The sequence below is a fragment of the Vagococcus changpingensis genome, from assembly GCF_058211775.1.
In genome coordinates, this window is sequence record NZ_JBYVZB010000005.1 from 17,426 (window position 1) to 30,583 (window position 13,158).

A 13,158-nucleotide genomic window follows, 5' to 3' on the forward strand; every position below is an offset into this window, starting at 1 on the left:
ATTAATAAAGTCTGTTTTTTATTTTAGGAGGTATTTTATGAAAACATCGAAATTATATTGGTCCTACGCGGCAAGTATTTGCTTACTACTCTTTGCTGTTCTTGCTTATTTTGTCGTATCAAATGAATCCGTCTTATATGGGATTGACCACCCTGTCCAACAATTAATTCGCGGCTCCATTACACCTGAGAAAACGATTGTCTTTAAATATTTTACCAAATTTGGTAACACCGTAACGATTGCTTTGTTATTTATTATTAGCTTTTCAATCTTATATTTTAAAGTAAAAGATAAAATTGCTAGTTACTGGTTAGCCGTAAATACTGTTCTTATTTCAGGTATTGGAAATATTAGTTTAAAATATCTATTCAATCGCCCACGTCCAGCTGTCGAGCATTTAGTAGCTGCAAAGCACTCCAGTTTTCCAAGTGGACATGCTATGGGAAGCATGCTATTTTACGGAACACTTATCTTTTTAGCCTATAAATACATCAATAATAAAGCGATGAGGCTATTGATTCAAATGACACTAGGAGTTGTTATTTTACTCATTGGAATAAGTCGAGTTTACTTAGGTGTTCATTACCCAACTGATATTTTAGGTGGATTCTTATTAGGTGGCTGTTGGTTAACCTTTAGTTACCCATACTTTAAAAAATATGATTTTATCCAACGATTTGAAGGGAAACGATAAACGTGTTTACATATAAAAAAGGAGACTCAAAACGTTATTACACTTGGAATACTGCTCTTAGAGAAGTATTTAATGAAAAAGTCTTTAAAGTTCCAATTGATGGTGGCTTTGATTGCCCAAACAGAGATGGTACAGTCGCTCGAGGCGGCTGTACCTTTTGTAGTGTATCAGGTTCTGGTGATATGATTATCGCACCAAGTGATCCTTTACCTGTACAATTTCGTAAAGAAGTCGACCAAATGCATCATAAATGGCCTAATACTACACAATATATCGTGTATTTTCAAAACTTTACCAATACTCATGCTTCTCTTGATATCTTAAAACATCGCTTTGAACAAGTGATCAATGAAGATGGGGTCGTTGGTTTATCTATTGGGACTCGTCCTGATTGTTTACCTGATGATGTAGTAGACTATTTAGCCGAATTAAATAAACGATTATATTTATGGGTAGAACTTGGTTTACAGACAACCTTTGAAGAAACAAGTCAATGTATCAACCGAGCACATGATTACAAAACCTACTTAGATGGTGTTGAAAAACTTCGTAAACATGGTATTAATGTCTGCACTCATCTAATCAATGGGTTACCAGGTGAAACATATGACATGATGATGGAAAACGTCAAGCGAACTGTTTTAGATTCAGATATTCAAGGAATTAAGCTACATCTTCTTCATTTGATGTCAAATACAAAGATGGAGAAAGATTATCTTTCAGGGCGCCTGAAACTATTAACACAAGAAGAATACACCACATTAACCTGTGACCAACTAGAAATCATCCCACCTGAAATTATTATTCATCGTTTAACCGGAGACGCTCCAAGAGAAGCGATTATTGGACCAATGTGGAGTCTTAAAAAATGGGAAGTCTTAAATGGGATTGATAAAGAATTGGAAAAAAGACAAACCTATCAAGGAATCTATAATGTTAGACATGGAGGAAAAAAAAATGCTTAAAACAGCACTTCATTTTAGTCACCAGCTTTTAACTGAATGTATTATCCTAGGTGATACAGTAATTGATGCGACAATGGGAAATGGACATGATACTCTATTTTTAAGCAAATTAGTTGGCTATACTGGACATGTTTATGCCTTTGATATTCAAGACAAAGCAATAGAACGTACTCAAAAAAAGATAACAGCACAATCTATTCAAAATACAACGTTAATTAAAGATGGCCACGAGTATGCAGTCAATCACTTACCAAAAAATACTAACATTAAAGCTGCTATCTTTAACCTAGGTTACCTACCTCGTGGAGATAAACACATTACAACAACCAGTGATACAACAATAACTGCGATTAATCAGTTACTATCAATTTTAGAAGAAGGTGGTCGACTAATTCTTGTCCTCTATTCTGGTCACGAAGAAGGAATGGCTGAAAAATCAGACGTTTTAACCTTTGCTCAAACACTCCCACAGGATATGTACTCTGTTTTAACCTATCAATTTATCAATCAACAAAATAATCCCCCTTCTGTACTATGTATCGAAAAAAAGAGAGCCTAACAATTAAGGCTCTTTTTTTTTTTTACGAATATCATCACAAACAGTCTATTGTAAGTTATAATGAATAATACGATTTATGAAGGAGTATCCTATAACCATGCAACAAAAAATTAGTCAATTTATGAGTCGGTTTTCATTAAGAGCCATTATTATATTTATCGTACTTCTAACAACACTTATTTCGCTAGTACTGTCTTCTTTATATATTGAACACTATGTTGTTAAAAATGAATACAAACATGCCAAGGATAAAATGTCGACCATTGCCAAGGTATTTGCTACAGATGAACAAGTAAAAGATGCTTTAATTCAAGATAAAACATCCAAAGACATCCAAACTCTTTCATTAGAAGTTGCGGCTATCAGTAATATGGATTTTATTGTTGTATTAGACAAAGAACTCATTCGATTATCTCATCCAAACCCTGACGTTATTGGACAACCCTTTTCTGACTTGGATGATGCTAGAAAAACACTTAACGGAGAATCTCATTTTTCTCAAAAAAAAGGAGTACTAGGAGATGGAATTCGTTTTTTTGTTCCAGTTAAAGATGATAATAATCACATTATAGGTGTTATCTGTGCTGGGATTACACTTAATACGTTACAAGGTGAGATTAATAACTTACAAGCTAAAATAACCCTTATTTTATTGATTGGGTTATTTGTCGGAATAATAGGTGCTATCATCAGTAGTACTGCCATAAAACGTATTCTGCTTGGATTAGAACCACAAGATATTTCTAAATTGGTTCAAGAAAAACAATGGATTAATGATGAAATCAATGAAGGTATCATTGCCATTAATAAAGATCAAGAAATTACTCTTATAAACCAAGCTGCTTTTAATCTATTAACTTCTATTGATCCATCATTTAGACTGATTGAAAATGAGGTGATTGATCCGCGATTATATACTATCTTTTTTAAAGAATGCTTCACTCTGCAACACAAACAAACTGATCAAGAATTACTACTAAACACCACAACTCTTATTGCAACCATTTCGCCTATTATGGTTCATGATACTTTTAATGGATCAGTAATCACTTTTAGAGATCAATCAGAGATGAGTCAACTGATCCACACACTAAGTGGAAGCCAACAATATATTGATGCTCTAAGAGCACAAACACACGAGTTTATGAATAAGACTCATGTTATCATGGGACTCATTGAACAGAAAAAATATGATTTAGTCCAAGATTACATTCAACAAATTAGTCATGACTACCAAAAGGAAGTTGGCCATGTTACTGATATCATTAAATCTCCTGCTATTGCTGGTTTTATTCTTGGAAAAATCAATGAAGCAAAAGAACAAAACGTTAATTTAACATTAGACCCTTCATCTTTTTTACCTGACTTAACCATCGATGATACTGTACACCATACTATTCAAATATTAGGTAATTTATTGGATAACGCCATTGATGCGACTAAAGAAGAAATAATTAAAAACGTTAATCTCCTAATAACCTATGAAATGGAAGGAAGTATCCTAATTATTGAAGTGATAGATAGTGGTTGTGGTATTCAACATACTGATGTTGAAAAACTCTTTCAAAAAGGATTCTCTACTAAAGGGATAGGAAGAGGATATGGTCTCCATGCCATTTATCGCATCGTCAATGAACATGGTGGTTTAATTGATATCACTAATAATGATGATATTGGTGCGACGGTCTACATAGAATTACCATTAATAGAATAAGGAGGAACCCATGAACGTTCTAATTATTGAAGATGATCCAATGGTAGCAAAATTAAATGAAGACTTTTTAAAAACTATCCCAACTATAAACATTGTAGGGAATTATCGAACAACACAAGATGCTAAGAAACTCTTACAAGAAAAAAGAGTAGAGGTTATTTTATTAGATAATTACCTACCCAATGAAACAGGGATTGAATTTTTAGCTGAATTACGCAAAGAAAATAATCAAGTTCCAGTCATTCTTATTACCGCAGCCAATGATATTGAAACCATTCAACAAGCTCTAGCACTTGGGGTAATAGACTACTTAGTCAAACCTTTTACCGCAGAACGCTTTTTATCATCCATACAAAAAGTTATGAACCAAAAAAAATTATTCAGTCAACTTAAATACGCTAATCAACAAAATATTGATGTCCTATTCAACGAGCACTCGACTAATAGCACATCTGCTAATTTTTCTTTAAGTAATGATTTACCTAAAGGCCTAGCAAAACTAACAATGGAAAAAGTATTAGAAAAAATCAATGAAGAAACTACTTCTTTTTCAACTGAAGAACTAGCAAAAAAAATTGGAATATCTCGTATTTCGACTAAAAAATATTTAACCTTTTTAGTTGAATCAAATTACTTAACAGAGGATATTGTGTACCAAGAAGTTGGGCGACCCATTATACGTTATAAAAGAACATAAGTTAACCCCCTCCAATCGTTATTGGAGGGGGTATTTTTTATAAAACACTATTAGCTGTTTTTCCAGATTCTAATACTGAATGGAAGTTCTCAAAGCTTGTTTCAATCATGTTTGTTAAAGCCTCATCTGTATTTGACCCTACATGAGGAGTAACCAATACTCTAGGGTAGAGAGAAATTAACTCTTCAACTGTTGGATCAGGTAAAGGTTGATCCTCACCAAATTGTTTAAAGAATAAATCTTTCTCATTAGCAAATACATCTGTTCCAAATCCTTCTAAATGATTTGTCTTTAACGCTTCTAAAATGGCTTGGTTATCTTGTAATTCTCCACGAGCTGTATTAATTAGGATAGCTCCTTTTTTCATTTTACTAATAAATTCGGCATTAATCATTTGATCGTTTTCACCAGGAATATATGGTACATGAATGCTAACAATATCAGATTGTGCTAATAAATCGTTTAAATCTGTATAGGTTAAAATCTCTTTTGCTGCATCATTTTCATAAATATCATATCCTAATACTGTCGCACCTAATCCGGCAAATAACTTCGCTTCTGTCAAACCAATTTTTCCAGTCCCAATAATTCCCACTTTACAATTTCTAATTTCTTTACTGAACATGGTATTATCAACAATAAAGTTTTTATGGCTTGTTCTCATGGTCATATAAGAAGTATGTCTTAACAACATCATAGCTAAAGTCAATGACAATTCAGCAATAGCATTAGGAGAGTATGATGGTACTCTTGCCACTTCCATGTGATAATCTCTTGCTGCATCTAAGTCAATATGATTAAAACCAACTGTACGTGTAAAGACATATTTCACACCATGTTCTGACATTTTCTCAATGTTTTCTCTATCAGCCACACAATTTCCTCGTAATAAGACTGCATCATGATTATAAGCTGTTTCAATATTATCATGTGTTAATAATTCTTCAATCAATGTTAAGTCATAGTTATATTTGTTTAAATCATTAAAGTACGCTACCTCATTTGGTCGTACACCGTAACAAGCTATTTTGAATGTCATCTCTATCTCTCTTCTTTCTTAATCATGTTTTATGTTAAAAAATACCCATTTTACTAATCATTTCTAGCACTACAATCCATATTGGCGTCATGACAACAGCTAATACTGTTGAAATAAGAGAAGCATTTGAAGCTAGAAGTGGTTTCTTATCAAAACTAATCGCATAAGCAGCCGCTACTGTCGCTGTTGGTGCAGCCATCATGATGACGATAGTTGCTAATGCTTCGTAACTTACTGGTAAAATGTGAGTCATAGTTAAAATCGCTAATAATACAATGTTTATAACTGGTACAACAATTACCTTCATTGCACTGTAGTACCAAGATGTTTTATCTGAAGCTGCATCTTTAAAGCTTACTTCACCTAAAGTAGCCCCGATTGATAACCAAGCAAGTGGTGAAGCTAATCCAGCTAAATAAGTCATTGGTTTAAATAACCAAACTGCTGTTTGATCAATACGTAAGAATGCCACTTGATTCACAACACCTTCTGCATTGGTCACACTAACTTGTGGTAAGTATCCTTGGAAAATCCAAATGAATAAACCAGCAAACGTTGCAATAACAATTGGATTTAAAAACATTGTTTTTATATTTTTAAGCTCCATTTTTAATCCACTCATTTTAATGTAGCCATATGAGTATAAGAAAATTCGGTAACCTATATTAAAGATTGAAGAAAACATCACACCAATTGGTCCGTAAATAGCACTAACGATTGGTGTACCAAAAAATGTAGTTGATCCAAAAATAGTTAATACGCGTAGAGTATCTTGTTTGTCGCCTTTATATTTCATAAATAATGGCTTAGAAACGAAAATTAAAATAATATAAATGACAATACCCCAAATTAACACGTTCATTCCTTGTTTTAGTGTTTCACTTTTAATATCTTGCATAAATGCGTTAAATGCCAAGGCTGGTAGAGCTACACTTAAAACAACTTTTGATAAAATTTTTCCTACTTCTGACGAGAAAATACCTTTCTTGCGACAAAAGAATCCTAATAAAATAATAAATACTGTTGATGTTATCGCACTGATAATATTCATATCAGTCATGGTAGTTTTTATGACTTCTCCTATGTTCATATATAAATCCTCCATTAATCATTGTGTGTTATATCACAAAAGGTTGCATGCTCCTTTGCTTTACATACATATCTTAACGGCTATTTGTGAAAAAGTTAACAATTTGTAATTAATGATACTTTTGTAACTTATGTAAGTAAACAGAACCTAACATAGAATATGTTAGGTTCTTAAAATAGCTTATTTCACACTATTCTCCATATACTCATCTACTAAACGATCAAAAGTTGAGTCATTGTCTCCAATAATTTCAACTGTATAATCATTCACTTGTTCTTTTGTATGAACAATAATTATGATATACAGTAACACATCTTGGGCTTCCTCACTATCTTCTCGATGAATAGCTTCAATTAATAAGTAAGTATGACCATCTCTTGCTTCAACTACATCACCAATTTCTGTAGCTCTGTTTAAATGACTTAATTTTTTGACATCTTTTGGGATATACAACCAATCAATGGTTCAACTATAAAAATTTTTTTATATCATTATCTAATTGCTCAATTAAGTAAGCTACACCAATATTATGTCTCGGAATATATTTTCCACTTTTCTCAAGTTAGTGTTTAATTTATTACAAAATAATGGTGTTTATGTGTACAAAAAACCATTTATTTTTTAATTATTTTGAATTTATTCGTATTTTGTTTACAAAAAAATTTTATTTAACTACGAAAATGAATTCTATAAACAAATCGTTTTGAAAAAAATTATAGGAGTGATTAACATGACCATATCAAAAGCCGAAACATTTAAAGATATCACTATCCATTTAAAAAACTAAAAGAAGATTTACTAGTCATTCTTGAAAAAGATAGCACCATTATGGAGTCACTAGAATCTGATCAGTATGCTGGAATTTACCAAGATGCCCAATCTTTAGTCAAACAGCTAAAAGAAGAATTCAAAAAACATTCTGAACAATTTTCTAGTAAAGAACTAAACTTTGCTGAAACGATTGAACGTAATATCGTAAATATTGGTCATCATTTACATGACATTAATACCAATATTTCTTATGATAAGCGAAAAAAATTAACCGAAGATGCCTATCTTAATGTTACAAAAGCTCTAGAAGCTGTGGAATTAATGTAAAAAATACCCACATCGTTTAATTAACGATGTGGGTATTTTTAACTGACTCTTTTTCTTGAAAATAATTTAAAACATATGATGCAATCACCAAAAGTAAGCCAATAAAAAAAACAGTATGGATACTATTATATAAAATATCACGTAAACCACCAATCAACTCTGTTGGTAATCCTGATGCAGTATGTGGATTGATTAGCTCATTCATCATATCTTTTGTTGCTCCTGGAACCATACTACTTTCTAGCTGTGTATCCATCGTCTTATTTAATGCTAAACCAAAAATTGAAATCATAATGGTTTGTCCAATTGTTCGAGATAACGTAAAAAATGATGTGGCAACACCTGTAAATTGCTTAGAAACAGAGGTTTGAGCTAAAACAGTTAATAAGGTCATCGTCATCCCAAATCCTATCCCCATAATTCCAGAGAAAACCAAGAAGAGTCCATACGGTGTTCCTTTATCAACTAATGTTAAGAAAACAGAACCAATTAATATTGGCAACATACTAATGATAATGGCTAAACGATGATGCCATTTTTTCATCGCTCGTCCCCCAGCAAATGAGCCGAACATCCAGATAACTGACATAGGAGCTAACACAATTCCTCCTAGTGCAGCAGATTTCCCAACAACTCCTTGCATCCACATCGGAATGTACACTTCAACACCCATTAAGAATCCACTAATTAATGCCGCAATTAAATTAACCAACACAAAGGTGCGATTTTTGAAAAGGTCAAGAGAAATAACTGGATCTTGTGCTTTTTTTTCTGTTCTGACAAACAATACTAAACTTAGAATAAAAATTGCAAAAGCAATAACGGTAATTAAGTTAAAGCCATCATTAATTTTTTGAACACCATACAATAATGACAGTAACATAGTTATCATATAGAAACTTCCCATGTAGTCAATTGGACTTTTCTCAACTTCACGTTTTTCTTCAATCAAGTAAATCCATACTAATATCATTAACATAATACCGATTGGTACATTGATTAAGAAAATCCAATGCCAACTCAGAGCATCCACTATAAATCCTCCCGCAAGTGGCCCCACAATACTAGCTATCCCCCAAGCCGCACTATTTAATCCTAAAACACCGGCTCGTTTATCAACTGGATAAATATCCGCAATAATGGTTAAAGATACTGGAACAATAGAACCTGCCCCAATTCCTTGAATCGCTCGAAAAATAATTAATTGCATCATATTTTGACTCATTCCTGATAAAGCAGAACCAACAATAAAAATAAAGACTCCAATCAAATAAATCGGTTTTCTCCCAATTTTATCTGCTAATTTACCATAAATCGGTGTCATCATAGCATTGGTTAATAGATAAATGGAAAAAACCCAATTCATAATACTAATGCCTTTTAATGACCCAACAATCGTTGGCATAGCGGTTGATACAATGGTCCCTTCCACTGCTGTCATAAAAGTAGCGATAAATACGCAAGCAGTGATAATTTTAACATTTGTTTCTCTTTTTTGTTGCATGGTTTCCTCCTCAAAATAATAATCCTTATCAGCCAAAGTACTTGCCAAATAAGGATTATTGTTATTTTTTATTTTGCTAAAAATTGTTTTAATTCATCCACTTTATCTGTTTTTTCCCAGGTAAAGTCTTCATCATCACGTCCAAAATGACCGTATGCAGCTGTTTTTTGGTAGATGGGACGTCTTAAGTCCAACATGTTTATAATACCAGTTGGTGATAGATTAAACAAGGATCTCACAGCAGCAATCAGTTCTGATTCTTTGTAATCGCTTGTTCCAAATGTTTCAATCGAAATCGAAACAGGTTGAGCTACCCCAATGGCATAAGCAAGTTGAACTTCACATTTTGTCGCTAAACCTGCTGCGACGATATTTTTTGCAATATATCTGGCAGCATAACTTGCTGAACGGTCAACTTTTGTCGCATCTTTTCCAGAAAATGCTCCACCACCGTGGCGAGCGTATCCTCCATAGGTATCAACAATAATTTTTCGACCTGTTAAACCAGAATCTCCCTGAGGTCCACCTATAACAAAGCGACCAGTTGGATTAATATAGTATTTTGTTTTATCATCAAGTAATTCACTTGGAATCACTTCTTTTATGACTAACTCGGTAACATCTTTTTGAATTTGTTCCAATGTTGTGTCTTCATCATGTTGTGTACTCACAACAATCGCATCAACACGTAATGGATTGCCTTCTTCATCATATTCAACCGTCACCTGAGATTTAGCATCTGGACGTAAATAAGATAGTGTATCATTTTTTCTTAATTCTGATAATTTTTGTGTGATTCTATGACTTAGAGCAATTGGTAAAGGCATTAATTCTGGTGTTTCATCAATAGCAAATCCAAACATTAATCCTTGGTCTCCGGCACCTAAATCTTCTTCACTAGTTGAGGTTGCACGTGTTTCAAGTGACGCATCAACTCCTTGTGCAATATCTGGTGATTGCTCATCAATGGCAACCATGACGGCACATGTATCTCCGTCAAAACCATATTTTGCACGTGTATACCCAATGCTTTTTATTGTATCCCTCACTACTTTTTGAATATCAACATAAGCACTTGTGGTAATTTCTCCAAATACTAAGACCAATCCTGTTGTAACACTTGTTTCGCAAGCTACTCGAGCCATTGGGTCCTTTTCTAGTATCGCATCTAATATCGCATCACTTATTTGGTCTGCTACTTTGTCAGGATGTCCTTCCGATACAGACTCTGACGTGAATAATTTTCTTTCTTTCATCATTCATTCCCCCTAAATATAGTCGGTTACAAGGCATCTTTACACGAGATGTAAATCCTATCGGGAATCTTGCAACATAAGTCAGTATATCAGATTTTTCACTTTTTACCTACATAATTTAACCGATAATCTTGACCTTTTTATATTATTGCCATAAAGTGTTATTATCAATAACATACAAGGAGATATATTTTGCAACCAAAACCTACTTTGTGGAAAAATATTCCACTAACCTTTCTTATTGCCATTTTACAAACAACTATTTCCCTTATACCTGGCATTTTATTTTTGAAAAATAGTAGCCATGGTGCCTTAATTTTAAACTATATGATTCTTTATTTATTACTGAGTGATTTTTTTCAACTCATTGGGAAAAATACTTATAAAAAAGGACGTTCCATGCCTATTGCCATCTATGGATTAAAACTTATCATCAGTGCTGTATTGATTTACTTGATTATTCAACAAACAGCGATTCAATTTGGAATAATTTTATTAGCCTATGAACTCTTTCAAATAATGATTTTTTCAAAACAGTTTTACTATGTTGACTCACTTTTTTATTCGTTTACCAATGCTTTCTTTAAAGGAATTGTATTTAATCAACTGCTGACCATTAGCTACCCTTTTGATTATGATTTTGAATTAATAAAACCATTTGTCTTTTCATTTTTTATTGTGTTATTTTTAACGATTTTTACTCAAGGAATGTATTCATATCTATCAAGACAGCCTATATTTCTTCTCCTTGGTTTACTGTCTCTAATAGGAACTTATTATTTAGTAGTGCAACATTATATGTCTCAACAACTTGATACGTGGAAATTAATATCTTTTATTGTTGCCACAATAATTTCATTCTTTCTTTTTATGAAAACAAAAAAAGCTAAAAAGAAAGAGTTTATCCTCAATCTTTTTGCTTTAGCTAGTTTAATTATTTACTATATCCAATAAAAAACGAGTAAGACACTACCTCTTACTCGTTTTTTCATTTAATTTTCTTTAATTAATGTTTCTAGACCAACAATCATCATGTCATTAAATGTCGTTTGACGTTCTTCTGATGTGGTTTCTTCACCAGTAATCATGTGATCACTCACTGTCATCAAAGCAAGAGCTTGGACGTTGTATTTAGCTGCTAAATAGTAAAGTACTGCTGCTTCCATCTCAACACCTAACACACCATATTCACCTAATTTAAAGACGTCTGAATTATCATCTGAGTAAAACGTATCATTTGATAATACATTTCCAACATGAATATTAAATCCTTTTTCTTTAGCAATATCATACGCTGTCGTTAATAAATCAAAATCAGCAATTTGCGGGAAATCAAAAGTCGGAAAATCTTTACGAATAATCGCAGAATTGGTTGCTGCCGCTTGAGCTAACACTAAATCTCTCACATGTACATCGTTACGAATCGCACCACATGTTCCTACACGCAATAATTTTTTCACATCATACTCGCGAATTAATTCATTCGCATAGATAGCTGCTGAAGGCATTCCCATACCAGTTCCTTGAACGGATACTTTATGGCCTTTATACGTTCCAGTATATCCTAACATCCCACGAACTTCATTGTAACACTTAGGATCTTCTAAAAATGTTTCGGCGATATATTTCGCTCTTAATGGATCTCCTGGAAGTAATATTTTATCTGCAATTTCTCCCTGTTTTGCTCCAATATGTACGCTCATTCTTCAGTCTCCTTTAAATTAAAGTTTTTCTAGTGTACGTTTCACTAGTTCTTTAAAATCAGCTTTCACTCGTTCTGTTGTTTCAACTACTTCTTCATGATTTAAGTTAGCTTGCATACCTGCAGCCAAATTTGTCACACATGTAATACCTAATACTTTCATTGACATGTGGTTAGCTACAATCACTTCAGGGACAGTTGACATACCAACAGCATCCGCACCCATCACACGTGCCATACGTACTTCTGCTGGTGTTTCATAAGTTGGACCAGAGAATCCCATATAAACACCTTTTTGTAAGTGAATAGATAGTTCTTGTGCTACTTTTTTCGTTACTTCACCATATGCTTTGTTATAAGCTTCTGACATATCAGGGAAACGTGGACCTAAATCTTCTTCGTTTAACCCCATTAAAGGATTTTCACCGGTAAAGTTAATTTGATCAGTAATTAACATCAAATCACCCGGTGAAAAACTTGTATTTACGCCACCAGCTGCATTTGTTACGATTAATGAATCTGCTCCTAAAGCTTTCATCACTCTCACTGGGAATGTGACAGTCTGCATTGAATGACCTTCATAATAATGGAAGCGTCCTTGCATTGCTAGAACTTTTTTACCAGATAATGTTCCGTAAACAAGTTGTCCTGCATGACCTACCACTGTTGATACAGGAAAATGCGGAATGTCTTCATAAGGAATAACTACGCGATCGGTAATCTCGTCAGCAAGTTCTCCTAATCCTGATCCTAGGATAAGACCAAAATCAACGGCTCCTACCCCTTTTTCTTTAATATATTGTGATGTTGCTGCTAATTTTTCGCTTAATGACATGTTAT

General features: G+C 33.3%; 14 protein-coding genes and 1 riboswitch. Of the genes, 7 read left to right on the plus strand and 7 right to left on the minus strand.

Translation table 11 applies throughout. The annotated features are described in order from the left end of the window. Positions 1–37 precede the first annotated feature (37 nt). The 5 genes from AC37UB_RS08995 (at position 38) to AC37UB_RS09015 (ending at position 4,629) form a co-directional block, all read left to right on the plus strand. Entirely contained in the window at positions 38–694 is a 657-nt protein-coding gene (locus AC37UB_RS08995) for a phosphatase PAP2 family protein (RefSeq protein ID WP_117973831.1), read from the plus strand. After that, a complete protein-coding gene (gene mnmL / locus AC37UB_RS09000) occupies positions 691–1,659 on the plus strand; it encodes a tRNA modification radical SAM protein MnmL/YtqA (RefSeq protein WP_117973829.1) in 969 nt (322 codons plus the stop codon). The genes AC37UB_RS08995 and mnmL overlap by 4 nt, the downstream gene beginning before the upstream one ends. Continuing rightward, on the plus strand, positions 1,652–2,218 hold the full coding sequence (mnmM, locus tag AC37UB_RS09005) for a tRNA 5-(aminomethyl)-2-thiouridylate-methyltransferase MnmM (RefSeq protein WP_490685628.1): 567 nt from the start codon (positions 1,652–1,654) through the stop codon (positions 2,216–2,218). The genes mnmL and mnmM overlap by 8 nt, the downstream gene beginning before the upstream one ends. A 97-nt stretch (positions 2,219–2,315) precedes the next feature. Then, the gene (locus tag AC37UB_RS09010) at positions 2,316–3,932 is read left to right on the plus strand and encodes an ATP-binding protein (RefSeq protein WP_158559460.1); all 1,617 of its coding nucleotides are present in this window, start codon (positions 2,316–2,318) and stop codon (positions 3,930–3,932) included. Positions 3,933–3,942: 10 nt separating this feature from the next. Beyond that, complete coding sequence (locus AC37UB_RS09015; protein WP_117973823.1) at positions 3,943–4,629, plus strand: response regulator; 687 nt, start codon at positions 3,943–3,945, stop codon at positions 4,627–4,629. Between the two features lie 37 nt (positions 4,630–4,666). On the opposite strand, the gene AC37UB_RS09020 is transcribed toward AC37UB_RS09015, so the two are convergent. From AC37UB_RS09020 to AC37UB_RS09030, 3 genes are all read right to left on the minus strand, one after another. Further along, the gene (locus AC37UB_RS09020; protein ID WP_117973821.1) at positions 4,667–5,668 is read right to left on the minus strand and encodes a 2-hydroxyacid dehydrogenase; all 1,002 of its coding nucleotides are present in this window, start codon (positions 5,666–5,668) and stop codon (positions 4,667–4,669) included. Positions 5,669–5,702: 34 nt separating this feature from the next. Continuing rightward, positions 5,703–6,758 carry an AEC family transporter gene (locus AC37UB_RS09025; RefSeq protein ID WP_117973819.1) on the minus strand — a complete coding sequence of 352 codons (1,056 nt, stop codon included), beginning with the start codon at positions 6,756–6,758 and terminating at the stop codon, positions 5,703–5,705. Between the two features lie 180 nt (positions 6,759–6,938). Continuing rightward, positions 6,939–7,211, minus strand: a complete 273-nt coding sequence (locus AC37UB_RS09030; protein ID WP_117973817.1) for a hypothetical protein — start codon at positions 7,209–7,211, stop codon at positions 6,939–6,941. A gap of 375 nt (positions 7,212–7,586) precedes the next feature. On the opposite strand from AC37UB_RS09030, the gene AC37UB_RS09035 reads away from it, so the two are divergent. After that, a complete protein-coding gene (locus AC37UB_RS09035) occupies positions 7,587–7,856 on the plus strand; it encodes a hypothetical protein (RefSeq protein ID WP_117973815.1) in 270 nt (89 codons plus the stop codon). Positions 7,857–7,872: 16 nt separating this feature from the next. On the opposite strand, the gene AC37UB_RS09040 is transcribed toward AC37UB_RS09035, so the two are convergent. After that, on the minus strand, positions 7,873–9,360 hold the full coding sequence (locus AC37UB_RS09040; protein WP_117973813.1) for an MDR family MFS transporter: 1,488 nt from the start codon (positions 9,358–9,360) through the stop codon (positions 7,873–7,875). A gap of 68 nt (positions 9,361–9,428) precedes the next feature. Beyond that, on the minus strand, positions 9,429–10,616 hold the full coding sequence (gene metK, locus AC37UB_RS09045) for a methionine adenosyltransferase (protein WP_490685629.1): 1,188 nt from the start codon (positions 10,614–10,616) through the stop codon (positions 9,429–9,431). Then, a riboswitch (SMK box riboswitch) is annotated at positions 10,614–10,696 on the minus strand. It overlaps the preceding gene by 3 nt. A 112-nt stretch (positions 10,697–10,808) precedes the next feature. On the opposite strand from metK, the gene AC37UB_RS09050 reads away from it, so the two are divergent. Continuing rightward, on the plus strand, positions 10,809–11,570 hold the full coding sequence (locus AC37UB_RS09050; RefSeq protein WP_117973809.1) for a hypothetical protein: 762 nt from the start codon (positions 10,809–10,811) through the stop codon (positions 11,568–11,570). Between the two features lie 38 nt (positions 11,571–11,608). On the opposite strand, the gene deoD is transcribed toward AC37UB_RS09050, so the two are convergent. Continuing rightward, positions 11,609–12,319 (minus strand): purine-nucleoside phosphorylase, encoded by a 711-nt coding sequence (gene deoD / locus AC37UB_RS09055; RefSeq protein ID WP_117973807.1) that lies wholly within the window; start codon positions 12,317–12,319, stop codon positions 11,609–11,611. Between the two features lie 18 nt (positions 12,320–12,337). After that, positions 12,338–13,153, minus strand: coding sequence for a purine-nucleoside phosphorylase (locus AC37UB_RS09060; protein WP_490685630.1), 816 nt, complete (start codon positions 13,151–13,153; stop codon positions 12,338–12,340). Between the last annotated feature and the right edge of the window lie 5 nt (positions 13,154–13,158).